Annotated in this window: 16 protein-coding genes and 3 pseudogenes; 15 read left to right on the top strand and 4 right to left on the bottom strand. The window is 45.2% G+C overall.

Annotated features, from left to right (window positions below):
* Nucleotides 1–225 precede the first annotated feature (225 nt).
* From RCO25_RS21865 to RCO25_RS21825, 9 genes and pseudogenes are all read left to right on the top strand, one after another.
* Entirely contained in the window at nt 226–1,683 is a 1,458-nt protein-coding gene (locus tag RCO25_RS21865) for a sialidase family protein (protein WP_308998250.1), read from the top strand.
* A gap of 188 nt (nt 1,684–1,871) precedes the next feature.
* On the top strand, nt 1,872–2,159 hold the full coding sequence (locus RCO25_RS21860; protein ID WP_308998249.1) for a sugar-binding domain-containing protein: 288 nt from the start codon (nt 1,872–1,874) through the stop codon (nt 2,157–2,159).
* A gap of 193 nt (nt 2,160–2,352) precedes the next feature.
* Nucleotides 2,353–3,837 (top strand): glycoside hydrolase family 2 protein, encoded by a 1,485-nt coding sequence (locus RCO25_RS21855; protein WP_308998248.1) that lies wholly within the window; start codon nt 2,353–2,355, stop codon nt 3,835–3,837.
* Nucleotides 3,838–3,875: 38 nt separating this feature from the next.
* On the top strand, nt 3,876–4,844 hold the full coding sequence (locus tag RCO25_RS21850; protein ID WP_308998247.1) for an ABC transporter permease: 969 nt from the start codon (nt 3,876–3,878) through the stop codon (nt 4,842–4,844).
* Nucleotides 4,845–4,867: 23 nt separating this feature from the next.
* Complete coding sequence (locus tag RCO25_RS21845; protein WP_308998246.1) at nt 4,868–5,758, top strand: carbohydrate ABC transporter permease; 891 nt, start codon at nt 4,868–4,870, stop codon at nt 5,756–5,758.
* 32 nt (nt 5,759–5,790) lie between these two features.
* Entirely contained in the window at nt 5,791–7,452 is a 1,662-nt protein-coding gene (locus RCO25_RS21840) for an extracellular solute-binding protein (protein WP_308998245.1), read from the top strand.
* An 81-nt stretch (nt 7,453–7,533) separates the two neighbouring features.
* Nucleotides 7,534–9,300 carry a sensor histidine kinase gene (locus tag RCO25_RS21835; protein ID WP_308998244.1) on the top strand — a complete coding sequence of 589 codons (1,767 nt, stop codon included), beginning with the start codon at nt 7,534–7,536 and terminating at the stop codon, nt 9,298–9,300.
* 16 nt (nt 9,301–9,316) lie between these two features.
* A complete protein-coding gene (locus RCO25_RS21830; RefSeq protein WP_308998243.1) occupies nt 9,317–10,888 on the top strand; it encodes a response regulator in 1,572 nt (523 codons plus the stop codon).
* Nucleotides 10,889–11,440: 552 nt separating this feature from the next.
* A pseudogene (locus RCO25_RS21825) lies at nt 11,441–11,905 on the top strand (IS630 family transposase); the annotation flags it as partial.
* Between the two features lie 616 nt (nt 11,906–12,521).
* On the opposite strand, the gene RCO25_RS21820 reads toward RCO25_RS21825, so the two are convergent.
* Nucleotides 12,522–14,279, bottom strand: a complete 1,758-nt coding sequence (locus RCO25_RS21820) for a glycoside hydrolase family 35 protein (RefSeq protein WP_308998242.1) — start codon at nt 14,277–14,279, stop codon at nt 12,522–12,524.
* Between the two features lie 174 nt (nt 14,280–14,453).
* On the opposite strand from RCO25_RS21820, the gene RCO25_RS21815 reads away from it, so the two are divergent.
* From RCO25_RS21815 to RCO25_RS21795, 5 genes are all read left to right on the top strand, one after another.
* Nucleotides 14,454–15,347, top strand: a complete 894-nt coding sequence (locus RCO25_RS21815) for a helix-turn-helix transcriptional regulator (protein WP_308998241.1) — start codon at nt 14,454–14,456, stop codon at nt 15,345–15,347.
* An 8-nt stretch (nt 15,348–15,355) separates the two neighbouring features.
* Nucleotides 15,356–16,327 carry a PDC sensor domain-containing protein gene (locus RCO25_RS21810; protein WP_308998240.1) on the top strand — a complete coding sequence of 324 codons (972 nt, stop codon included), beginning with the start codon at nt 15,356–15,358 and terminating at the stop codon, nt 16,325–16,327.
* Between the two features lie 125 nt (nt 16,328–16,452).
* Nucleotides 16,453–17,811, top strand: a complete 1,359-nt coding sequence (locus RCO25_RS21805; protein ID WP_308998239.1) for an IS4 family transposase — start codon at nt 16,453–16,455, stop codon at nt 17,809–17,811.
* Nucleotides 17,812–18,135: 324 nt separating this feature from the next.
* Nucleotides 18,136–22,941 (top strand): fibronectin type III domain-containing protein, encoded by a 4,806-nt coding sequence (locus tag RCO25_RS21800; protein ID WP_308998238.1) that lies wholly within the window; start codon nt 18,136–18,138, stop codon nt 22,939–22,941.
* A gap of 8 nt (nt 22,942–22,949) precedes the next feature.
* Nucleotides 22,950–23,180 carry a hypothetical protein gene (locus tag RCO25_RS21795; RefSeq protein WP_308998237.1) on the top strand — a complete coding sequence of 77 codons (231 nt, stop codon included), beginning with the start codon at nt 22,950–22,952 and terminating at the stop codon, nt 23,178–23,180.
* Nucleotides 23,181–23,408: 228 nt separating this feature from the next.
* On the opposite strand, the pseudogene RCO25_RS21790 reads toward RCO25_RS21795, so the two are convergent.
* From RCO25_RS21790 to RCO25_RS21780, 3 genes and pseudogenes are all read right to left on the bottom strand, one after another.
* A pseudogene (locus RCO25_RS21790) lies at nt 23,409–24,044 on the bottom strand (PLP-dependent aminotransferase family protein); the annotation flags it as partial.
* Nucleotides 24,045–24,062: 18 nt separating this feature from the next.
* A complete protein-coding gene (locus tag RCO25_RS21785; protein ID WP_308998235.1) occupies nt 24,063–24,845 on the bottom strand; it encodes an SDR family NAD(P)-dependent oxidoreductase in 783 nt (260 codons plus the stop codon).
* Nucleotides 24,821–25,051: a hypothetical protein gene (locus RCO25_RS21780; RefSeq protein WP_374992143.1), complete on the bottom strand. Its 231-nt coding sequence runs from the start codon at nt 25,049–25,051 to the stop codon at nt 24,821–24,823. The genes RCO25_RS21785 and RCO25_RS21780 overlap by 25 nt, the downstream gene beginning before the upstream one ends.
* A 122-nt stretch (nt 25,052–25,173) precedes the next feature.
* On the opposite strand from RCO25_RS21780, the pseudogene RCO25_RS21775 reads away from it, so the two are divergent.
* A pseudogene (locus tag RCO25_RS21775) lies at nt 25,174–25,751 on the top strand (IS4 family transposase); the annotation flags it as partial.
* Between the last annotated feature and the right edge of the window lie 117 nt (nt 25,752–25,868).

Raw genomic sequence — 25,868 nt, 5'->3', positions numbered from 1 at the left:
GAGGGGGCAATTTCGGTTTGCCTTGATAGCGTATTTTCCAAAAAGGATCCCGTTCAAAGCATGACAGCCATAAAAACAATCGGAATTAACGCCTTTGAATTTTGGGATTGGCGGAATAAGGATTTACCCAGCATACAGGCTAATGGCATAAACGTCAGATAAATAATCCTCTAATATACAGGTAAAACTAAGTTTACCTGCAAACTTATAGAGGAGATGTAAAAATTGAGAAAAGTAACAGCTTTATTTCTAGTGATTGCTGTGCTGCTTCTAATGATACCGGCAAATATCATGGCTAGTCGGCAAATAACCAAGGCGAAGGGGGCCAAAATAACGGCTCCTGTAAACATCTTTTATCCGGGTTTTATGGGGTCCAACAACTATCGAATACCCGCTCTTCTGTACACAAAGAACGGGACGTTGATTGCCGGCATAGATCGCCGGGTGTCCAGCGGCGGGGATTCCCCCAATAATATAGATGCCGTAATAAGAAGAAGCATTGACCAAGGGAACACATGGGAAGCGAGCGGCTTCGTCATCAACGATTACCCCGATCAAGCTTCGAATATTGACCAAGATCTTTTGCAGGATCAACATACGGGGAGAATTTTCTCGCTTGTGGACGGCTTCCCTCATGGCGGAGGGTTGGCCGGCGGTTTTGGCGCTAACGCCTACAAAGGTACCGGCTTCAGAATGATTAACGGCCGCAAGTATATGTTTCTTACCGACGCAGCAGGCCTAGAATACACCATAAGAGAAGGGGGCAAGGTATACGACTCTGCGGGGAAATTGACCGACTTTACGGTCGATATGAGAAGAAACCTTTATCGGAAAGGAATAAAAGTGGATAACGTATTTAGCCAAAGCTCGCCGTTGAAAGCTTATAAAACCTCGTATCTCGAGCTTTATTACAGCGATGATGAAGGTGCGACGTGGACCGGCCCTATCGACTTGAACGATGATGTCAAGGAGGAATGGATGATCTTTCTCGGCACCGGACCGGGCACGGGAATTCAACTGGCTCAAGGGGCTAACAAAGGCAGACTTGTGTTCCCCGTCTATTTCTTAAATGATAACAATAAGCAGGCGAGCGCAGTCATTTACAGTGACGACCACGGCCAAACATGGCATCGCGGCGAATCTCCGAATGAGGGACGGGATGTCGGAGGCGGGGTCATTATACACGAAAAAGATTTTACGAACACATCCTATGAAATTACCGAATCGCAAGCTGTTGAAATGCCGGACGGACAGCTCAAGCTATTCATGAGGAACCATTCCGGCTATGCCCAGATCGCCACCAGTTATGACGGAGGCGAAACTTGGGATGCCCATATCGTTACCGAGAAAGCGCTGGTTGCCCCTTACTGCCAAATGACCGCCATCCGATACAACGGACGGATCGACGGCAAAGAGGCGGTCATTTTCGCCAACCCGAGCGACCCGTCACGTCGGATTAACGGCACGGTCAACGTCGGGCTCATTAACGAAAGCGGAATACATCCCAACGGCAGAACGAAGTATACATTCGATTGGAAATATTCGAAGTTGATTAAAGAAGGCCATTATGCATATTCGAGTCTTGCCAATCTGGCGAATGGCGAAATAGGCCTTTTCTATGAAGGGACCGCCGACACCGAAATGAGCTTTATTAAATTTAACGTTGCCTTCCTCAAAGGGTGACTTGAAGGTAAGCCCAAATAATAAACAAAGGATCCCTGCACTTCTCGTTCAGTCGTGCAGGGATTTTTGTCATGCGCGGCTGCATCAAAAGTGCATTTACTAAGGTATGGAGTAATAATTCATAGGGTTGTCGAAGTTAACGGGGTGATAGATAATGTGTATAAAATAAGGGGAGGGAAGCACAGAATATGAGCAGTACGATCATAAACTTAAATAATAACTGGGAATATTGTAACGATTTCGAAGAGGAGTTTATCGCTAAAGATTGGGACGATTCAAATTTTGAGACCGTAAGTTTGCCGCATACCAATATTATGCTCCCCTACAATTATTTCGACGAAACGGTCTATCAATTTGTTTCTTGTTATAGGAAAACGATTGCAATAGATTCGAAGTTCAAAGGAAAGAGGATCTTTGTTGATTTTGAGGGCGTTGCTTCGTATGCGAAAGTATATGTATCCAAATCCCATAACTGAATCCCTGTTAAACCGTCTATTGAAAAGTCCGTTCGACTTTTACCTTGATTCGCTGTCAAGTGAACCTGACGCTCCATCCTATAACCTTCAGGTCCCTTCAGTCGAACGCAGACCTCCACATTCACTTCTTCCGAAGATCCGTTATTCATGAATAGCGAAATATCCAGACTATCCGCATTTATATGAGATCGAATTGGAATGTACGGTGCCGGGCATCGCTTGTGATATGTACACAGCAAGAACAGGCTTTCGCGAAGCGGTCGTGAAGGAAGACGGTTTTTATTTGAATGGGCGTACGCTCAAGCTGCGAGGCTTGAACCGCCATCAATCATTTCCGTATGTCGGTTATGCTATGCCGGAGCGGGTACAGAGGAAAGATGCTGATATTCTGAAGCATGAATTGAAGCTGAACGTGGTTCGAACGTCACACTATCCGCAATCCAGGCATTTTTTGGACCGTTGTGATGAAATCGGATTGCTGGTGTTCGAAGAAATTCCCGGTTGGCAGCATATTGGGGACGATGAATGGAAGAAAGTTGCGTGTAATCATGTCCGTGAAATGATTAAACGGGATTGGAACCATCCGTCGGTATTTCTGTGGGGCGTTCGAATCAACGAATCAGGTGACGACCATGATTTCTATGCGGATACGAACCGCATCGCCCGCGAACTGGATCCAAGTCGGCAAACGGCAGGTGTACGCTGCATCACGAATAGCGAATTTCTGGAAGATGTGTACACGATGAATGATTTCATTCATACCGGGGCTGAAATTGTTCTCCGCGATCAAAAGGAAGTAACGGAATTAAATCGGCATGTGCCTTATATGGTCACAGAATTCAATGGTCATATCTATCCAACCAAACGGTTCGACCAAGAAGAAAGACTGATTGAACACGCGATGCGCCATCTTCGAGTTCACAATGCGGCAGGGATCGACGAGCATATATCCGGCGCAATCGGCTGGTGCGCGTTCGATTATAATACGCATCACGGTTTCGGTTCAGGAGAACGGATCTGCTACCATGGCGTCATGGACATGTTCCGCATCCCGAAATTTGCAGCCGCGTTCTACCGCAGTCAGTGCAATCCGGAGGAAGAGGCCGTGCTTGAACCGATGACGCTGTGGACACGCGGTGAGCGAAGTATGGGCGGAATCATGCCTCTTACTATTTTTACCAATTGCGATGAAGTGAAGCTCTATGTTGGCGGGACCTATAAAGGAACCTTCAGCGCTCAGCAAGATCAATACCCAGGTGTCGAATATCCGCCTGTGGTCATTTCCAACATAGAAGGTGAATGGGGCGACCGCTGGTACGATGGAGAGTTCGTCGGTTATGTGCACGGTAAAGAAGTGATCCGCAGACAATTCAGTCGAAATCCGGTTCCTACCCAGCTCACAGCCGAGCCGGATGACTTGGAGCTCGATTCAACACGCCCAGATGCGACTAGAATTGTGTATAAATTAGTCGACCAAACCGGGAACATCATCTCCTACATTCCAGAATATATCGAATTTACTATCTCGGGTCCAGGAGAAATCATCGGACCGAATCGAACGGCACTCATTGGCGGCTGCATCGCCGTATGGGTTCGAGCACAGGGTAAAGGTGAAATCATGTTATCTGCCCAATGTTCGAATTTACGCGTGGAAAATATAATCCTTCAGGTTCGATAAAAAATGCGTTCATATCACAAAGAAAGGGGTGATCAAACATGATCAAAAATACGGCTGTGCATCGGACAGCACAAAACAGCCAACAAGAGGCAGGTAAAAATAGGTTTTTCAAAAAAATTGTCTCTCAATACCAGTTATTTCTTATATCCGTGCCATTTATAGGGCTTCTCATTCTATTTAGTTATGTGCCTCTTTGGGGCTGGATCATGGCGTTTCAGCAATATTCACCGGGAAAAGGAGTCTTTGGAAGCCGATTCGTAGGTTTCGACCAATTCGTGCAGTTGTTCCAGGACGGCGTATTTTTTCAGGTGCTAAGAAACACGCTGGCGATGAGTTTAATGAGTCTCGTGACGGGATTTATCGGGTCGATTGCTCTAGCGCTGCTGCTCAATGAAGTGAGGTCACGGTTATTTAAACGGACGATTCAGACCATTACGTACATTCCCCATTTCGTATCCTGGGTCGTTATTGCGAATATCGTGATGGTGTCCCTGTCACCGAGTGGCGGGATCGTGAACGAGCTGCTCATGAAATGGGGGATTATCAACGAGCCGATTCTTTTTATGTCCAAGGGAGAATGGTTCTGGATCATCCATACGCTGTCTGGTCTATGGAAAGAACTCGGTTGGAGTACGATTATCTACTTGGCTGTTCTCATAGGGTTGAACTCGGAGACCTATGAAGCTGCTGAAGTTGACGGCGCGAACAGATTTCAGAAAATGCTTCACATTTCCATTCCTGGACTGATGCCAACTGCGGTGATGCTGCTCATTCTGAATACGGGGAACTTGGTATCAGGCGGGTATGAGTCGCAGATGTTACTAGGCAACAGCTTGGTGAAAGATTATTCCCAAGTACTCGATTTGTATGCTCTTGATTATTCATTTGGCATTGGAGAATACTCCTATGGTGTTGCCATCAGCATGTTTAAGTCTGTTATCAGCATTCTGCTCGTCTTGGGTGTGAATAAAATTGCCAAGAAATTCGGGCAAGCTCACGTATTTTAACCGTAGAAAGGAGGAGGCTTTCGATGCCTATCCGAAGAAACACAACGGATGTATTGTTTAATCTCATGAATTATGCATTTTTGGCGGTCCTTGGCGTTGTTACGTTATACCCTTTCGTCAATTTGCTTGCGATTTCATTGAATGACTCCGTAGATGCAATCAGAGGTGGCATTTACATCTATCCAAGGGTTTTCTCGCTCAATAATTACAAAATTATTTTTCAGAATGACCAATTGTATTCGGCGGCCATGATATCGATTATTAGAACTGTCGTAGGAACTTTTCTATCTGTTCTATGCACGACCATGCTTGCTTATACGCTCAGCCGAAGAGAGTTTATGGCTCGGAAGCTGTTCAATATCATTATTATCTTCAGTCTGTATGTGAACGGCGGGCTGATCCCATTCTATGTACTGATCAAAAATCTGCATTTAAATAACACGTTTTGGGTCTACATTATACCGGGTCTTGTTGCCGCGTTCAATGTGATCATTATCCGCAGTTTTTTTGAGCAATTGCCGGAAGGGTTGATCGAATCCGCGAAAATTGACGGCGCAAGTGAATTGCAGGTTCTATTCCGCGTATTAATTCCGATCAGTATGCCCGTTATCGCAACGATCACCTTGTTTGTCGCTGTCGGCCATTGGAATTCCTGGTTCGATAATTATTTGTATAATAGTAAGCAGTCATTATCGGTATTGCAGTACGAATTAATGAAAATTCTCACGGAATCTATGCAGCAGGTTACCGCAAGTGCATCCGGTCACGTTGATGAGGACGTGCTTCAAGTAACGACACCGCAATCGATTCGCGCGAGTATGACGATTATCGTTACCGTTCCGATTTTGCTAGTTTACCCGTTTATGCAAAGATACTTTATCAAGGGCATCATGGTCGGCGCGATGAAAGAGTAATGCAATATCAAAAGAGAAGGGGTATGCATTTTATGAAAAAGACAGCTGCTTTATTGTTGTGCCTATGCCTAATGATGAGTGTTCTTGCAGCCTGCGGGAGCGGAAAGTCGGAAGACATTCAAGCTAACGGGGATCAAGAGACGGCGGATAAGGCGCCAATCACTTACTCTATCAATGTACTAAACGCCAAAGAAACATGGGATAATAATGTTTCTCAGAAATTGGCGGAACAGACCGGTGTTTCCTTCAATTACGTTCCGATCGTAGGAGACCGCAATCAGAAGATGGACCTTTGGCTTGCTGGTGAAGATTATCCGGACGTGCTGTATTTGCAGCCGAGACATATTGGAAAGTACCGTGATGCCGGTGCAATCATTCCATTAGAGGATCTCATCGACCAATACGGACCGAATATCAAGAAGAAATTCGGCAAGTATTTCAATCTGTTAAAAGACACGGATGGTCATATTTATTCCTTGTATAGCCCGAACATGGCAACTGAAACCCCTGCCAGTAACGAAGCGAATTTCATCATTCGTTACGATGTACTGAAAGAAGCAGGTTATCCCGAAATCAAAACGTTAGAGCAATTATACAATTTGATCCAGGATTATTATAAGAAACACCCGACGACAGAGAATGGTGAACCGACAATTCCGTTCTCAGGATACGGTGGATCGGCAGAACCGGACTTTTTAACGAACAACCCTGCTTTTACAGCTGCAGGCTTGCCGGATCATGCGAGATTTCTTGTGAACAGCGATAACACGCTTTCCCTTAACTTTGTGTCAGAACCGATGAAACGCTATACTCAATTCTTGAACAAAGTATATAACGCTGGTCTAATGGACAAAGAATTCTTCACCATGAATGCGGAAATGTCGCAATCGAAATTGGCGCAAGGAACGGTTCTGGCAGGATTTTTCCCGGGATGGACAATCGGCGGCTCTGAAGCAGCTCTAAGGGCATCAGGCAAAGGCGACAAACAGTACGCAAGTATTCCGATCCTGTTCGATGAACAAACGGTAGATCATAATAATACGAAAACACCAACCAACTCCAACAATAACTGGGCCATCTCAAAAAATGCCAAGCATCCGGAACGGGTTATTCAAATGATTGATTTCTTGTTTACCGATGAAGGGCAGAAGTTGATTAACTGGGGACTTGAAGGAGCGAACTATGAAGTGAAAGACGGAAAGCGTGCTCTTACAGCAGAATACGTGAAGAAAACGACGGAAAATCCGGATGCGGCATATAAAGATGGCCCTTCGGGTCCGTACACGGTATTCAGCTTCGGAAATGGTTCCATGCTCGATGACGGTGACTATGCGACGCCATTGACGAAAGATTATGTGAAGAGCAAGTATGATCCGGCAACGAATGAAATCTTGTCGAAATACGGCAAAGAAGTATGGGCGGATTTCCTTCCGAAATTGGAAACTGTTCCTGCGTACCTCTGGCAATTGAACGAACCGGAAGAACATAAATTGGAGCTCAAGCGAATTGTACAGATTTATATGAAAGAACTCCCGAAAATTATATTTGCGAAAAACGATGCTGAATTCGAACAATTGTGGACGAGCTACACGGGGCAAATCGATGCGGCGGGACGCCAGAAAGTCGAAGAAACGTGGACAAAGCTTTGGAAAGGTTATATGGAACAATATAATCAAGCAGTAGGGAGTAAGTAATTAAAGACGAAGACCGCCTCACGCTTATCGAGTAAGCGTGAGGCTGTTTTCGCATTTGGCAGGAAGGATGTCCCATACGAGATGAATATTCGAACGAAATTGTTTTTCATTAACACGCTGGCAGTTACCATTCTGCTTGGTTCTCTGGCTTATGTGATGCAGCAATACAGCAGTAACATTATCTACGAAGAAACGGAGAAAAATGCCTATTATTCCGTATCCCAGTTATCCCAAAATATCGATTACCTGTTGCAGTCGTATGAGCAAATAGCCGACTTTATGTACTCCAATGAGGAAATTCAAGATCGTCTGTCGATCAAGTATCCATCGTTCCCAACAGCCTATTATATGTATGCAGATTTTATCGAACCTTTATCCAGATCCATTCTCGGCTCAAAGGAAATCCTTCGATTGAGATTATATACGGAAAATAAAGATGTGCAATTTGGGATCGTCCGGCCGATTGACAAGAAGGTGCGTCAGCAGCCATGGTATATCGGTTATAAGACCCATCCCAAGGAATCCAGGAATTGGTCATTCGAAGCGCAAAAAGATACCGGGGTACTCCGCTTGTCGCAGCGCTTGAACAATTTGAACGCGAATGCGGAATTATATATGACGCTGGATGTGGATAATCGTCTTATTTATAATTTTATTGCGAAGGAAAATATCAATCAACGATTTGTAGTCGCCTTATCGGATGGGGCGGTATTGATGGACGGCCAGGGCCGCAATCTGAGATATGGGGGACATCTTCAAGAAGAATCTTTTTATAAGGCAATTAAAGACCAGAATGCTGGCAGTCAAATGATTGAGGACAAGGGGAAAGTTTATCTGCTGAAATTCCAGACACTAGAGTCCCATAAGAGTGTTCAGGGGATGAAAATAATCTCTTTAATTCCGGTTGACGGCTTGCTGTTAAAGGTCAATCAACTGAAGCGAATTGCTGTATACCTATTCATCATTGCTCTGCTTGTTTCTTTGGTGCTGATGTATATGATTTCGACCGGTTTGACCAAACGGCTTATACGGATGGCAAATGGAATGAAGCGTATGAACATGGAACGGCTGCAGCCGCTGGCCGGCATTCGAGGAGATGATGAAATTGGATATTTAAGCCGCGTCTTTAATGATATGATTCTGCGTCTCAACAGAATGATCGAAGAAGAATACAAATCGGAACTGAAACGCAAAGAGCTCCAATTGAAGACGAAGGAGTCTCAACTTTATGCGCTTCAGGCGCAAATTAACCCGCATTATTTATTTAACACGCTGAACGCGATAGGGGGGAACTTGCTCAATAAAGGCGATCAACAGAACGCGGAGATCATTAGATTGTTCGCCCAATCTTTTCGGAATTTACTCAAAAAGCGGGATCAAATTGTGCCTATAAGCGAAGAATTGGAAATGGTAAATACGTATTTGCGTGTTCAGAAAATTCGGTTTGGAGAACGGCTTATTTATGAATTGAACGTTCCATGGGAATTTCAGCAGGTTCTGATTCCAAGATTGTCGCTGCAGACACTCGTTGAAAATGTTATTATTCATGTTCTGGAGAAGAAACCTGGCATTACTGTCATTCTCATCGAAGCGAAATATACCGATTCTGGAGACTGCATCATCTCTGTGGAAGATAACGGTTCAGGCATTACACGCGATGATTGTACGTTTATTAAATCCAAATTGCAAGAGCAATCCGATATCGAAGATGAACAGCGAATCGGACTTCGAAATATTCATCAACGATTGCAGTTAATGTTCGGGGACAACTATGGATTAGAGATTGAAAGTGAGATCGGAATCGGAACGAAAATTACAATGAAATTGCCCCGAAAAGAAATCGAATGACAGGAGGTTGCCCTTAATGTTGAATGTGCTGCTAGTCGACGATGAGCCGGGCGCTTTGAATGCGATGAGACATTTGGTGGAATGGGAAACGTACGGATTTGCGATTGCCGGCGAAGCGAATAATGGTAATCAGGCTCTAGAAATGCTCGCGCATGCCCACTATTCACTCGTAATTACGGACATTCGTATGCCGGGATTAAACGGTTTGGAACTGATTCACGCTATTCGCGAAATCTCTAATGTTCCAGTCATTGTCTTGAGCGGTTATGAGGAATTCGAGTATGCCAAGGCATGCGTTAGGCTCGGCGTGAAGGAATATTTATTGAAACCCGTCATTAAGCAAGATCTCATGCGAGTACTCATGAATGTCCAACATGAACAAAAGAATGAACATCTACGTGAAAAACAGCTGCATCTAGGTATTCCGGCCATTCGGGAGCAGTTGCTTAAGAATTGGGTAAGAGGCTACTTAAGACCCGATGGGGTTACAGAACAATTCAAGTTTTTAAATATACAGATGGATCGCTACGATCGAATCGGCTGCATGATGGTCGAAGTAGAATTTCCGGATCTTACGGACGCCTATTGGACAGAGTCGGAAATTCGCGTGGGATGGTTCGCAGTCCGCAATGTCATTGAGGAAGTGCTTGGCAGTAAAGGATACGTGTTCGAGGAAAGCCCTGAACGGTTCGGGATCGTTCTTTTCGGAGAATCTGAAGCGTTCAGTCTGTCTGAAATGGTAGGGATGGCGCAATCCATCCGTAATTTCACTGCGCAATATGCCAAATTAGCGGTGAGCATCGGGGTTTCAAGCGTAGCCAATACGCTGGATATCGTGGAATTGTACCGATCTGCTGAACATATGCTGGAACGAAAATTTCTAATCGGTGCAGAGTCCATCATTTTATCGGAGCAGTTTACGGGAACACACGTTAAATATGAAGGGATTGAGCCGCATTGGATGCAATCGGTATTGGAGGCCGTCAAACAAGGTAATCGTTCCGTTGTTCACGCATTACTATGGCATCAAATGAGTGAACTCATTGACATGCATACGCCGAAGGAAAGAATTCAGTCGCTCATTATCGAATTATTCGTGCATCTATTTCAATTTCTTCAGGAAAAAGCGCGTGAGGAAGAAGATATTTTCCATGAAGGCATGACAGATTATCGCAGCATTATGGAATATAGAACAATCGAGAAGCTATTTGAATATACGGAACAGAAATGCTTAAGCATCATGGATTATGTTGCTAAATCTCCATCTTCACCGCCTTTAAGGATGGTGCAGCAAGTGAAAAAGATCATTCATGAAGAATACGGCAGTAATTTGAGCTTAAAAAGCATTGCAGAACAAATGTTTATCAACCCTGCATACTTGGGACGAATCTTTAAATCGTACGAAGGGATTTCTTTCAATGATTATTTGATGCGGATCAGAATGGAGCAGGCTAAAAAGCTGCTTGAAACAACAGAGAAAAAGGTTTATGAAATTGCTTTAGAAGTTGGATATCGACAATTGGACTGGTTTTATAAAAAATTTAAAGATTACACGGGGAAAAGTACGAGCGATTTCCGGTCATTGTAGAGGGACGTGAGATCGATAAATCCGTTTTTTGAGAAGATCAGTTTTGATGGGGTTGATAGATTGAGAAGCAATGATTAAGGGATAGGTTTGTAGTATTATATATCCTGTATCCCCGCGATATTATAACGAGGATTTCGTAAAAACCTCGGAGTTGCGGTAATCGTGCCGATGGTTATCGTTTGGCCATTAACGGTAACATTTACGGATTGTTTGATCTTGGTAGGCATCGCTTCATCCGGCCGGTAAGGGAACGTAATTTGTCCCTTGTCGTTGATCGCTTTCCGGCAGCTAATACCAATACGAAAACGTTAATTTCTTGGCAAGCGGGGTGACAGGATCGAAAGCCACGTATCCTTTGGACTCGGTAATCGCTCCGGTTGGCCCAGATGCTGCTCCACCTGGAATCCGTTTGAAAACCTCTAATTAGAACCGCTCCTGCATTCCGATAAGAATGATAATATCATTCTCTCCTTATTTTAAAACCATTATGCAATTTTCGATAACGCTCACAGCTGCCGATCTTTATGCGGCAGTCTGTTGTAATTATAGTCTAAAAAACGATGGTTTCTGCGCGGCAAGCAGCGAATCATCCGTACTACGGGCAAACATCGCGGTGTCAAACTGCTGGCGACGGTTGACTACTCCACCGGCAAGATTGTTTGGCAGGAAGATGAGCAGTATACAGCGGAGACCTTTTTGAGCTTTCTTCAAAAGGTGATCGCTCACTATCCAAACGGCAAAATCGTCATCGTGTTAGATAACGCGCGAATTCACCATGCCAAGCTGTTGCAGTCGTTTTTGAAAGAGATGAAAGGCCGACTCGAACTGGTTTTCCTACCTCCTTACAGCCCACAACTCAACCTTGTTGAAGGCCTATGGAAATGGCTGAAGTCCGATGTGATTAACAATGTGTTCTATCACACAGTTGCTGAAATTCGCAACAATGTTCAGCAGTTTATGGACGAAATCATGAAATCTCCGTGGTCGATCATCGATCGTCTTTGTGTTAGGTTCTAATCAAGCGATTCTTTAGTTCAACCTATATAGTAACGCCTGACCTTAAAGACTCCATGCGCTGTCAATGTAATTAAACCACGGGTCGATGCAAGGGTGACATCAAAAATATGACTACACCCGTAGGAGCCTGTGTGGCGTGATTTTCGGGCAGGGGTTCAAATCCCCTCGCCTCCATACCAAAAACCCGCTCAGTGAGCGGGTTTTTACCTTTTATGGGGCATAAAAATAGTCATCTCGTAGACAACTAAAGAGATAGGGCTTCTTTTCATGGAGATCTCAGACATTTTGTCTATTTCAAGTTTATCCCTTATGTTCTGACTAAAAGTGGGAATAGATAAAGCTAACCCAGTTACTTACTCGATACATGTGGAGTGTGCGGTGTGCTTGAAAAGAATATAGTGTGCGACTGGAAAGCCTTGCGCAGCAAGGTTTTTTGTCTAGGGATTTCTTGATGCTGAATTGGGAGTTGGTGTGAAATAGGTTTGAAAAATTTGTTTAGGAGATGTTGGAGAGAAGAAGGAACGATTGCTACATATGGTGATGCAGTCATCGTTCCTTCTTCAATGATGAAACACAAGTTATAGTTGAAAAGTTTCGAGGTTGTCGATTTTTAATATTATCCTAATTGAGGTTGGTCTACAAACTGTAATTCTAAGCTTTCTGTTCCGTCAATATCAAATACAATGATTTCATTGCTGCCTTGACGTAGAAGCGGTGCGGGAATGTAAAGCGTCTGCTGAGGGCCAGCTTTCCAATATCTTCCCAAATTGAATCCGTTGACGTAAACGACCCCTTTAGACCATCCTTCCAATTTCAAGAACGTATCTGCCGGTGCATGTTCAATGTTTAATTCTGCACGATAAAATGCTGGGCCATTTGTGGTTTCTTTCTCTATAGCTGCAAAGGATAAAGGTTTCAAGTTATCAAGTGGCAATGTCCAAATGGTCCATCCATATAGGAATTGATTGCCGTGGCGAACTCCTTCGGTAATCCCTTTACGATCAGCTAGAAATGGTCCGTAGTTGATGCGTCCCATATTTTCAACGAGAATTCTTAGACGCGCGCCACCATTTGGTACTTCAAAATGAACTTTTTTACTGGAATCCCATCTTTCGATGATCCCTTTAAACTCATCGTCCAAGTAAACCAGTGCTCGGTCATGGCAATCTTGAATAATTAGTTCCTTTTTTTCACGTGGTCCGGATATAAATGTTTCATACACGATAAATCCATTGTTCTGTCCGTAACGTTCCATCGGTTCTGGAGTGACAGAATGTATTGGCTCTGACAATTGGTGTAACTGATCAAACAATACTGCATCGCAAGTTGCAAGCACAGTTCCATAGGCTTGCTTAGGCAAAGCTTTAGGAACTTCCATCTCAGGTAGATCTGTATATTTAGCTATAATATCGCGTATCGCAAAATATTTCTCAGTAGAATCGCCTGCTTCATTCAATGGTGCGTTATAATCATAGCTTGTAACCGTAGGCTCGTAGTGATCTCGTTCCAAGCCATTCGCGCCGCTGGTGAAACCGAAATTGGTGCCGCCATGGAACATATAGAAGTTCACAGAGGCGCCTAGAGAAAGCATATCCTCAAACACTTGAGCAACTTCCTCACCGTTACGAACATGATGTTCTTCACCCCAGTGATCAAACCAGCCATTCCAGTATTCCATACACATCAGCGGGCCTCGCGGTTGATAACGACGAAGCATTTCGAAAGCTTCTTCTGCTCTTGAACCGAAGTTTGCAGTTTCTAATACGTTTGGAACCATACCTCCTTGAAGCATATGATTCTCTGGTCCATCAGAAGTGAATAATAGCACGTCAATGCCACGACTTATCATAGCTCGTTCCAAATATTGAAGATATTCTGTATCGTTGCCATAGCTTCCATATTCATTCTCTATTTGCATGGCAATAATAGGGCCGCCATTTGTGGAAAGCAGAGGCTTCAGTCTAGGCAATAGTTCATCGTAGTATGCATCTACTTTATCAAGATATGGGCGGTTCATACAGCGAAGCTGTATCTCTCGATCTGCAAGTAGCCATGCAGGTAAACCTCCGAATTCCCATTCTGCACAAATGTACGGGCTCGGGCGCACGATGACATGCAGACCTAGTTCGCCTGCTAATCGAATAAACCCTTCAACGTCTGCCATACCTCCAAAGTTAAATTTACCAGGTGCAGGTTCATGGAAATTCCATGGAATGTAGGTTTCTACCGTATTAAAGCCACATGCCTTCAGCTTTAACAAACGATCCTGCCAATATTCGGGCACGACTCTAAAGTAATGGATCGCTCCGGAAAGCAAGCGAATAGGCTTGTTATCGAAATAAAAATGATCATTTTGTACAGATAATACAGTCATCTAAAGTGCCCTCCAATTCTATGTGGTTGTGCGCTAATCGTGATACTTACCATTTTAAGCGGAAAGAATATTCAAACGAATGGACAAAAGAAGATAAAATTTGACCTTTTGTTTGAAATAGCGTTACGCTAGAATATATTTTTAGAATATTGAACTATAGGAGGTCCATGTAAAATGGATATTAATTATTCACTCCCTAACCTAACGAGTACGCTGCAGATTATTGGCTGTCATGTGGGGAATTTTCATCCTAATTGGTCTTTTCCTAGACATCATCATTATCTTTTTGAACTATTGCATTGTAAACATGGGGAAATAAGGCAAACGATAGGCGATCATGTTTTTACGTTTAGTAGTGGGAGTTGGCTGTTAATAAAGTCCGGTATATCACATGCATCTGAGAATGGCCCAACTTCCGATTATAGTTTCTTTAATTTGCATTTCGATCTGGATGATCCAATCATACGTGAACGGTTATGCAAGGCCGATTACGTGATCATTAAGGAAGAAGAGGCTGCTGGGCTATCGTTACCGACACATTTTGGCGCTATTGAAAATGCGATTTTGCACAATAATCGCATAGATACCGTTGATGGCGACAAAGCGTTGAATCGCCTTATTATCCAATCTCACACCTTAGGAATCATTAGTGAATTTATAAAGTATAGCGAAGAAGCTCCTAGTCCGATTCCGATGAGTGATGACAATATGCAGAACGCCTCCGTATTTGAAACTGAGCTAGCCCATGCGATTGAAGAAAAACTACGGAATGGAAATAATGGAAGAATAGCTGAAATTGCAGCCTCATTAGGGATCAGTCGCGGACGTTGCACGCATATATTTACCAAGGTTTATGGGCAATCGCCGCGACAGTATATGAGTAAAATTGTTCTTAATCAGGCGAAGCATTTGCTTGTGCATTCGACCTATTCGATGGAGGAATTAGCTGAACAGCTTGGATTTCAGTCTGCAAGCCATTTCTCTAGACAATTCCGTAGGTGGACAGGCATGCCGCCGAGTGCATTTCGACCCAAATTTGTTCGCTCTCATAGGAATGAGGATGGCTAGATTGTTATTTGCTGCGTAAATTTAAGATTCAGCATCGATTAGTTGGAACATTTTTAATCGTATCGGTTATTCCTATACTTTTTCTCGGATACAATGCATACAAGTTATATTCGGATTCGATTAGCGATAAGCTTAGTGCATCTACCTTTCAAGCGATAACTTTGGTTAATAAAAATATGCTTACAGAGCTTCAAAATTATCAATTTCTTAACGGATCGATTTCTACGAATGAATTCGTACAAGCAAACTTATCTAACGAGCGTTCACAACAAGTAGTTACCGAAACATCCAAAGAATCTGCTATGGATGCTATATTTCGAACGATATTTCCGTCGCATGTTGTAACCGTTAGCATTTATGATACGAATCACGATCCATTCTACGAGCTTGGATATGAAACAATCAGCAATGAATATCTGGAAAAGACAATATCTGATGTAAATAAAAATGCGCCATATGACGGACTTACTTATGTGAGAACGACCAGATCATACGACACGATCGCAGTAGGAAGAAAGATACATGCAGAGCATGATAGCTCAGAGCAGATCGGATATGCTTTCGTGTACGTCAGCACAGACTTATTCTCAAAAAATATACTATCAAGTGTTGATCTAGGGACAGGGTCGAAGCTCATTATTATGGGTCGAGACGGGACGGTATTCTCATCAAGTGATAACGAGATTACGTTAGGTGAACGATACTCCGATCCTACGCTTTTTTATATGATTAAGGAGCAGCAGAAAAACAATCGCTCTTCCTTTTCTGGACTGGTAAATAATGCTGACCAGCAAATTTCATATATTTATAATGAGCAAATTGGCTGGTATCTTATATCTTTGATGCCCTATTCATATATAAACTCTGAAACAAGTCAAATCACGCTTAGTATGATTGTTATTGTATTAATGATTGTAATCACCTGCATTATCATTATTTATTTTATGAACTCAAACTTCGCAGTTCAAAATTGGTCTTAAACCCTTGTTGAATATGGCTGAATCGGTATTATAATTAATCCCTTGCAAAATAGAAAACACCGCTTCCGTTTGGTATAGTGATTGTGTCGAGCAATCCACTACCACACAGAAGAGGTGTCCTCTATATGATAGAGCAAAAAGAGCCGTGCAATCAACTACCAAAAGAAATTAAACCCGCATTTAAAGAACTCCAAGTGATTAAGCATTTAAAAGATGCGAAAATCAACAAGAAATTCGGGTATCCCGCAGCCTATCTTTTTCAGCTTGTTTTCGTGCTTTTATTTCATCAGAAGAATTGGTTTCGCCTGCTTGAAAGTGAGAAAGCTGAGTCGTTTCCAGGCAAGGATGCCGTTTACCGGTTTTTGAATCATACGAAATTTGCTTGGCGGCAGTTCCTCCTATCGTTGAGTGCTGCGACCATTCAGAAAGTCGAGACACTTACTTCCGACAAACGCGTGACTGCATTCATTTTCGATGATTCGATGTTTGATCGTAACCGCAGCAAAGCGGTAGAATTGCTCGCAAGATTCAAAGATCACGCTACCGGTGCCTACTACAAAGGCTTCCGTATGCTGACGATGGGCTGGTCCGACAGCCATTCGTTTATTCCCATGGATTTCGCTTTACTTAGCTCAACGAAGTCGCAAATTAATGGCACCTCAGATGGCATCGATAAGCGTACCATTGGCTATAAACGTCGAGAAGAAGCGCTACTCTCAGCACCAAAGGTGATTGCGTCTATGATTGACCGTGCTATAGCTGCTGGTGCCTCTGCATCTTATACCTTAATGGACAGTTGGTTCACCCATGCACCGCTCATTAAAGAAGTTCTGGATCGAGGGCTTCATGTCATCGGTATGATTAAAAATGACAACAAGCGCTACCTGGTAAATGGTAATCGACTAGATCTAAAGGGATTGTATCTAGCGGCTCCAAAAGTTGAAGGAAAGCGGTCTGATATCCTTCGTGCCATTCGAACAGAGTTGGTCCCAGGAATTCCAGTTCTCGTGGTATTTATCCGGCATCGCTCGAAGAAGAAGGAATGGTTGGCGATTCTCTCGACTGACTTGACCTTAACGGTCGAGGAAGTCATCCGTATCTACTCCATGCGCTGGGACATTGAGGTCTTCTTTAAGTGCGCAAAATCTATGTTACGCTTGCAAAAGGAGTTTCAAGGCCTCTCCTATGGTTTGCTCGTTAGCCATACGACCATTGCATTTTCTCGTTATATTCTACTTGCCTGGCAGCATCGTCAAAGCACGGATCAGCGAACACTTGGTGGTTTGTTTTATTTGCTCTGCGATGAAGTCGGTACCATGGATTGGGTGGTCGCTTTACAGCAACTGCTCGATTTGATCAATGAAGTAACGGCAGCGGCAAGCAAAAAACTCTCAAAATTAATTAAAAGTCAACTACAGCAATGGATCGCCGGTTTGCCCAGTTACCTCAAGGCTTACCTGCCTATTTCAAGCTGCGAAGTTTGAGTTTGTAAAAGCCAATTTTAATTTTTTTTACGTTTTCGTTAGGTTTATTTATTAATTCTCGCTATTCCAAACGTTTTTGTTTAAAAACTTACAGTACAACCTTAAAAAAACCGCATTGTATTCAAATGACAGGTAATGTATTTTTTAAGTATGGATGTAAACGCTTTCAAAGCTAATTTAAAGGAGGGTGATTATTAACAATTTATTCGAATGATTTTACGAGGCAAGAAGCAAGGAGGGCGATACATACTCATTTGCAAGATTTAACAGCATCATATTCGTAAATCGCATATGGTCAATCCAATTGAGAACGAGGAGATTAACATGATAACGAAACATTTCAAAAGTGTCCTGGCTGTTTGCCTGAGCGTCGCCCTGATGCTGCCGGCAGTTTTACCGTTGCAACCAAAGGCCGTGCATGCTGAACCGATTGCAGCGGCTAATGCATATACCGATAAATTGGTGTTTGGTCATTCAGAGTCAGAACAACAACACCAGTTCAAGGGCGAATTTACCAGCGCTATCGTCGGCGCATTGGGTGAGCCCGCACGGGTATCCCTGCAGCGTATACCAGAGGATATTCAAGGTGGAGAATTGACTTTTACGATGAAAGTCGATCCTGCCGCTCAAAACTATTTCACCATGAAGTTCTGGGGAAGCGATGAATCATTCTACAAAAGTATGGTGTTCATTGATGGCGAGCAAGTCGGCTATCGCCGCGTTGGAGATTACCAACCGATCAATATGGGTATTAGCAAAGGTTTGCCGGAGCGGTTTTACTATAATACAACCATGCTACCGTTGGTAAGCACGTATGGACAAGATACCGTACAAATCACCATCAGAACGTACAGCGGAAATTTCGGCGATAAAGTGAACACGCCATCCAGGGGATATTACAACGCCTATACGCACACGGGGGCTCATCTGGATGTATCGGATGAAACCCAGGGCGATATTGCCGAAGATCCGGTTTCAATGCTTAGAGAGGATCTGACGGATGAGGAAAAGCAAGCCCTCATTAATGGCTATACGCAAAGTCTGGTAAAGATGTTTAATGATTATTCCAACCGGGTGGATGCCAGCGCAGCCGGCAAATTATCTATTGTGCGTTACCAGGATGAATTGAAGTTTTATGCGAACGCGCTTCATTACGATTGGTCGCCGGCTCAAACGGCCGAAGCAAAGAAAGCGGCGCTTGGACGGATTTTTAAAGTGATTGACAATCATGTCAAGGATTATTATGGAAATATTAGATTGGTGACACGGGGTGGACATCAAGGCGATTGGGGCGGATATTACGGCGCATTAGGCGAGGCGTTGTATATTGTCGAACAGCTTATCAAGGATGACGCCATCTATGGCGAGGCGGCATTCAACGCATTCCTCGATCAGCCATTTGCGACGGGAACGGTCGATGGACTATACTCGCTAGCGGGAGTAGACTGGAATGGCGGAGATTTATCTCGCCGTGAAGCGTGGGAGCGCGTGCTGAAAGTGAATTTCGACTTTGCCCGTACACGACTGTCCTACATCTATAATCAAGTGGTGTATACGTATGAAGGCGCATGGGAAGCGCACGAAGGTCTGCGCCTGATCGGTTCTCCGTTCTATGAAGGCAGAGAGCGCAGCCATCAGATTCTTCTTGAAGCGTTAGGGGGGCAACCGTTCCTCGGAGAAGAAGTGCTGGTCGGCCCGAACGGCGAAGAATTGGATTTGTACCATTCCTTGTTCTATCATGACCAGACGGCTCGATTTACGGAAGATTATTTGCAAATTGTTGCTAAGGGGCTCGCGAAGAGCAAGCTGGATGCGAACGGGAACATCGTCAGGCGGCTGCCGTACGGCGAGCATTACAACGGCCTGACGGAAGCGGGGCTGACTAGGGAGAACGGATATGTCGCCAATTACGGAGAGGCGGCCAACTACCTTTTGAAGAATTTCTACAAAACGTTAAACCACCCCGGCGATGAGGAATTGAACGATAAAATTCTGAAACTGGCTTTGAAAAACATGCATGCCCGCGGGTTTGTCCGGTACACGTCTTTGGATGACGACGGGAAACGAATTATGAGAGCGGAACAAGTCACGGATGAGCGGAACACGGCTCTGCCAGGTTTCTACGCGTATGGCGCGAGAACTTCAACTGGAATGTCGCTGCAGTACGCTTCCCTGGAAATGGAGATGGTCCATAACGAGCAAAGGTACAGCGGTCCGGAATGGGACGAGTACTGGCGGTATGCGAAGGAAGCGGTCGGTTTCGCGCAGCAGCAGCTTGCGGATCATCAACTGTTCAATTTCACTTTCGGAACTAGAGGCACGAATAGCGGAGAGGATTACCATCTGGCAGAAACTTATAAATACGTCTCCGGCGAGCGTGCCGATTTTAGCCGCTTCGGCGGTCAGGTGACGGCTGGCGCCGTCCTTCCGCAAACAGATTTCAATTATTATACGGAAGAAGAAATCGCGGCGCTTGATGCGAACCCGGCCGACTACGAACAGTTTGCCTGGGCGGACATTGATAATATGTTCCTCTCGATCCGGGATGGCGACCTTCGTATGTTCGCTAACCTGAACGAGCTTAATAAAGGTTATAGCGGCAACGGCAGACTTCATGTGATTAACGACAACTATGACAATATCGTACAAATTGCAACCGACAGTAAATTTCAGTATCAGGACTATTGGATGCGTATGGATAATATCGACATGATCTTCATAGAAGATCAAATAACGAATGGTGCTGACGCCCCTCAAGCTCTTGCGGGAGAAATTATACCGATTACTTATCAGCCTGGTGTCGGCCAGACGGAACGGGATAATTTTGAGGCGGACACGCCTTATGCCGGTTATCCTGATCTGTTATCGGCAAGGTACGGGAAGTATCTCATGGTTTTCAATACAACCCGTGACGAACATGGAAATAAACGATCCTTTGATGTGAAAATGCCGGCAGATTATAAGGGGAACAGTACCGTATTGGACCTTGTATCGGGAAAACAAATTCCGGTTACCAAAAATGGAAAGGTAACGATTCCGCCGAAATCTGCGATGGTGTTGAAATTAACATCCGATGTCCACAAGGATCCGGAGCCTTTTACCGTTAATTTCATAAAAGCATTAGCGGGTAACGGATATGCAGGAATTACCTGGACTACGACCGCCGGAGCGGAGTCTTACACTATTAAGCGTTCTGATACGGAAAATGGCAAGTACGTAGCCATTGCGTCTGGAGTAACAGGCAATTACTATAAAGATTCGACGGTTCAAAATGGAAAAGTATACTACTATAAAGTCGCTGCAGTAAATGATGAGGGTGCTGGAGATGACTCCTATCGCGCAAAGGTTGATTTGACTGCACCGGTATCCTTAATCGATCCGGGCTCGAAATGGCGTGATGACCGCATCGGCACAACAGCAGGGAGCTCAACAAGTACAGGCACAACCATTGCAATCGATGGTGCTGACGGCACGGGCCTGGGTGAAGGCGACGACTTGAATATGTTCGATAGAGATATTAACGATTCGCTGCATTTTGTAAATCAGGTCGCAGCCGGCAGCAGCTCCATCCGTGTAAAATTGGACAGTCACAGGGGGAACGCCAGCGGAATTATGATGCGTGATCTGCTGCAGTCCAATACCCGGTACATTTATTTCGGAGCCGATCAAGACGGCAATCTTGTCTTGCAGAACCGTACAAGGGATTCCCGACACGCGTTCTCGGAAGAGAAGAAAAGTCCGATGAATGCGAAACTCATTGGATTGAATGTAGATGATTTTCCGTATCTGAAATTGGTGCGTGACTACGATTCGCATTATATTCATGCTTATGCGTCCAGGGACGGTGCGGATTGGATCATGGTGGAGAAAATGTTCACCCCATTCCCTTACGCCATCTATACGGGCGTCGTGGCTGCGGAGCAAGCGCAGTTCAGCGAGGTCACTGTCGAAGAAACGGCTCGCGGCAAGCTTTATCCTGATATTCAAAGAGTGGATAGCGGCAACGGCATTTCTCTTTCCTGGAACAAACCGAAGCATGCGGTAAGCTTCAATTTGTACCGTACCTATGACAAGGATGCCGGCTTAACAAACCCGGTATTTAAGGAAGGCACTGCGGAGCTGGCGGAGGGCACGCCTTGGACCGCCCTCGTATCGGATTCGATGGTGTTGTCGTTTGTTGACCCGGAGCCGGGTTTTGAAGATTCGCCGGGCTATAAGGTAGTTGCCAGGTATGCGGACGGAACGTTGGGAGAATTCTCTGATACGGTCTATCCTCCCGCTGAAACGGCGCCGCCTACCGTAGCCGGCATTACGGTATCCAACTATCTTGAAGGACTTGCAGATACGGTTAAAGTGACCGGTCTGGCGGCAGGTGATGTTGTAAAGGTATACAGAACGGCTACGGACCTTGCTGTGCTTGGCAAAACCGTTGCCGAAAGCACCTACGCAACCGTCAGCATCCCTCAAATAGGTGAGGAGTCCGGCATTCTGTATGTAACCGCAACAACTCCGGGCAAGATGGAGAGCGCAAGAACGGCCAAGTCATACCCCGGTGAGAACGGACTGATTAACTTGTTGGCGGAGAAGGATGCCACGCTGCGGTTTAACACTACTGCACCTGGAGGAGATCCACAGTTAGTTATTCTTTCCAATGGACCGGACGAAGGGGCTAAACGATTTGGCATCGTTACATTTAACAACGTACCGGATTTCGAGGATGAGAATATTGAATCCGTATCGTTAAAAATGTATCGGAATAATGGAAGAACGGCGACTCTGCGTGCGCAGCATATGGAGTGGGATAACTGGAAGGAGCCGGGCGCAGGCGGTACGCTTGGAGCGGAATTGAAAAGCGAGTACTTTAATGGAAGCTGGGAAGCGGCCACAGCCTTTTTGGCAGGACCGTCTGCTTCAGCCGTTGTTAAACCGGAAAGTGCGTACACGATGCATGCTATTAATGGGAGCTGGACTCTTGATGTGACCGAAATAGTGAAAGCCAACGAAGGGAACAGAGCAACATTCCTATTATCCGTTCCTAGCGGCGAAGTGAACCCGGTTACGAAAGAATATATTTCCGGTAACAGCATCATTGGTCAATATGGACCTGAATTAATTGTGAAATATAAATAAGGGTGGAAATGCATGGCAGCGAATCTTCGACTTTGGCAACAAGCAGCCTGGTCAATGTCTTGCTGGAAGAAGCTGCTGCGCTCGATGCAGCGCTATATACCGAATCGAGCTGGCAAGCGCTTGAGGCAGCGGTCGTAGAAGCGAATGCACTGCCAGCGGATGCGGCTCAAGAGACAATCGATAATGCGGCTGCACAGCTTCGGAATGCATTTGAGTCGCTGGAGCAGAAGAACGTTTAAAAGCAAAAGCCCCGGGTCACGGGGCTTAGTCATCAATCTTAGCGAGTGTATGTCAATCATACGCTCGCTGTTTTTTTATAGAGCGGATCATAGAAATTATTCGGCCTTTTTGAGATTCATCCATCGGAACAGGCTCACTTTGCCGGTTGTATCACACTGCGCGCATTCAATTAAACCGCTTCCATCACAGGCCATACACTTTCCATGTCCATAGCCCAATCCTTCACCATACCCCGGGTTCTCAAAGTATACCGCTGCCGTTTCGCTGGAAAGCTTGCTTCGCAGATCATCCAAGTCTATGCGGCCGGTCATAGCGTCGATTTCAACGAACTGCAGCTCCATCACTGGCGTGCAATAGTTGTGAATAATCATAACTTTGTCGGGATCAACCGATTTAGGAAGCAATGCGACAGTGCGGCCAGTGATGCGGCCGGCCATCCGAATCGCAGTCGAGGCTGCCTGCGCCCAGTCAAAGGTAGGAACATTGACAACGTCCATATCGACCAGTTCCGCCATTAGGCTTTGGTATTCAAACAGGGATTGGAATCGTCCATGGTCTTCATAGGGTTCACCCGCATAAGCCGTCACGAACTCGGACCGTTGATTGACTTCGTCGCAGATGGCGGGTATAAAATGCTGCCAGCAGCCGGCTCCGAGAAAATTGAGATAAGCAGCGCCATGCTTGTTTTTGGCCAATAAGCCGTCAATATGCCGGCGAAGCTCGTGTTCCATCATTGCAGGCGGCAGGTTCATCTCCCGCCTCAGCTTCAGACTGTCCGGAATCCATTCATAATGATCAGATAGGTTATGTTGTACAGCTAAATCGCTGATCTTAGTTGCTGGACATAGATTTGCAACTGCCAAGCTGCAATGTCTTCGGTCTTATGCAATCCCTCCGCCGTCGACCACAAGTACGCTTCCGGTTACCCAAGACGACATATCGCTTGCCAGAAACAGTACCGCATTGGCGATATCCCGCGGTGTTCCGAGCCGCTCAAGCGGTCGTCCGCCTGCAGAGGCTACCAGGAATGCAGCTTCGTCCTGCTGGAGCTGCTTGGCTTCATCTCTCAGCAATGGCGTGTCTGTATCGCCAGGCGATACACAGTTCACGCGGATGTTGGCAGCGCCGTGGTCGATCGCCATCGCCCGGGTTAGATTAACGACACCGGCTTTGGCGGCGCAGTAAGCAGCAGCACGGTCTCCGCCCTTTAGGCCCCAGCCTGAGCCCGAGTTGATGATGCTGCCCCCACCATTACGCTCCATGATGGGAATGACATATTTGGAAAGCAGATATACGCCTTTCAGCGAGACGTCCAAGACGAGATCCCAATCGCGTTCCTCCAGCTCGACGACCGTTTTGCGACGTATGACTCCGGCATTGTTGAATAGAATATCGATTCTTCCATAGGACCCGGCAATCTCCGATGCGACCCGCTCGCAATCCTCAGAGGAAGACACATCGCAGCGATAAAAACTTGCTCGACCGCCCTTTTCCTTAATGCCCGTTACCGCTTCTATCCCCTGCGACTCGTTAATATCGAGCAGGAGGGCGAGCGCCCCGAAGCCGGCCAGCAGCTCGGCTGTCGCCAGGCCTATGCCTGACGCTCCGTCGGTTATGACCGCCACTTTCCCCGTTAAATTCAAAACATCCTGTGCGCTAAGCATGGTTTGTTTCCTCCTCTTGTAGTTGTTTCGCTTCTGAAGCCATATGATGGCTGAGCCGCCAGGGAGCCGTGTCTTCCGATAAAATAAGGCTTAAGCAGCATGCGGAAACGGAATGGCTCTGACGTGACTGTGTTTGCCGGTGATTGCACAGGTCCGCAGCTGTTACTGCCTAAACCATTCTGCCGGTAATCCAAGTTAAGCGTAATGAAATCCCGCGGAACAAGGTCAGCTGCATGCTTTGCTGCTTCCAGGTCACTGTCCGTACGTCCACTCTGCAGATCATATTCTAGTTGGATTTTAACACCAGCGGTGTGACTACATCCCCCTCATTCGGGATTTAGGCTATTTCTGCTTAGAAGATTTACATACCATTCATGAGAAAGAGGCTTATTACATTTCACGCTTAAAACTCAACACACGGGTATATCAAAGGAACGAAAATCCAGAGTATTTTCGGGATGGCACGCTCAAGAAGAAATCGGAATACCTCTCCTGTCGATGGAAGACATCATGGAACGTCTACAACCAGGGGAAACGTTAGAAATTCCCGATGTCTATATCGGCAGGTATGAAAAATTACCCGCACGACTTGTCGTTTACCGCCTAACGGAAACCCAGATCAAAAAAAGAGACAAAGATCAGGAAATTCGAGAGAAAAAGAAAGGGATTACGTACTCCGAACGTAGCAAAAAGCTCAGTGCGTTGAACTTTTATATTACCAATATTCCAACGGAATTGGGTACCTGGGATACACTTGCATGACCTGTATTCCTTACGCTGGCAAATTGAGATTCTCTTTAATACATGGAAATCATTCTTCCAGATCCACCTCTGTAAAGGCTTTGTTCTTCAACGATGTTTCAGATGCGACAACTCCTATGGCGGAAGAAAAGAGAGCTCAGTGACTCAACTTTCGCAGCTTAAATTAGGCAGATAGCCCTTGATGTAGCTGGGTAAACTGGCCATCCATTGTTGGAGTTGCGTTTGGATGAGTGCTGCGATCTTCTTATTGGCTTTCTTGGT

The sequence above is a fragment of the Paenibacillus sp. LHD-38 genome, from assembly GCF_031157315.1.
GTDB lineage: Bacteria > Bacillota > Bacilli > Paenibacillales > Paenibacillaceae > Pristimantibacillus.
The sequence above is the reverse complement of the archived record's forward strand: the minus strand, read 5'-3'. Positions and strand labels throughout refer to the sequence as shown.

Excerpts from the sequence above, each read along its gene's own strand:
- RCO25_RS21860 (WP_308998249.1), top strand. The coding sequence starts at position 1,872 with ATGAGCAGTACGATCATAAACTTAAATAATAACTGGGAATATTGTAAC.
- RCO25_RS21850 (WP_308998247.1), top strand. The coding sequence starts at position 3,876 with ATGATCAAAAATACGGCTGTGCATCGGACAGCACAAAACAGCCAACAA.
- RCO25_RS21845 (WP_308998246.1), top strand. The coding sequence starts at position 4,868 with ATGCCTATCCGAAGAAACACAACGGATGTATTGTTTAATCTCATGAAT.
- RCO25_RS21840 (WP_308998245.1), top strand. The coding sequence starts at position 5,791 with ATGAAAAAGACAGCTGCTTTATTGTTGTGCCTATGCCTAATGATGAGT.
- RCO25_RS21835 (WP_308998244.1), top strand. The coding sequence starts at position 7,534 with ATGAATATTCGAACGAAATTGTTTTTCATTAACACGCTGGCAGTTACC.
- RCO25_RS21830 (WP_308998243.1), top strand. The coding sequence starts at position 9,317 with ATGTTGAATGTGCTGCTAGTCGACGATGAGCCGGGCGCTTTGAATGCG.
- RCO25_RS21820 (WP_308998242.1), bottom strand. The coding sequence starts at position 14,279 with ATGACTGTATTATCTGTACAAAATGATCATTTTTATTTCGATAACAAG.
- RCO25_RS21815 (WP_308998241.1), top strand. The coding sequence starts at position 14,454 with ATGGATATTAATTATTCACTCCCTAACCTAACGAGTACGCTGCAGATT.
- RCO25_RS21805 (WP_308998239.1), top strand. The coding sequence starts at position 16,453 with ATGATAGAGCAAAAAGAGCCGTGCAATCAACTACCAAAAGAAATTAAA.
- RCO25_RS21800 (WP_308998238.1), top strand. The coding sequence starts at position 18,136 with ATGATAACGAAACATTTCAAAAGTGTCCTGGCTGTTTGCCTGAGCGTC.
- RCO25_RS21795 (WP_308998237.1), top strand. The coding sequence starts at position 22,950 with ATGCATGGCAGCGAATCTTCGACTTTGGCAACAAGCAGCCTGGTCAAT.
- RCO25_RS21785 (WP_308998235.1), bottom strand. The coding sequence starts at position 24,845 with ATGCTTAGCGCACAGGATGTTTTGAATTTAACGGGGAAAGTGGCGGTC.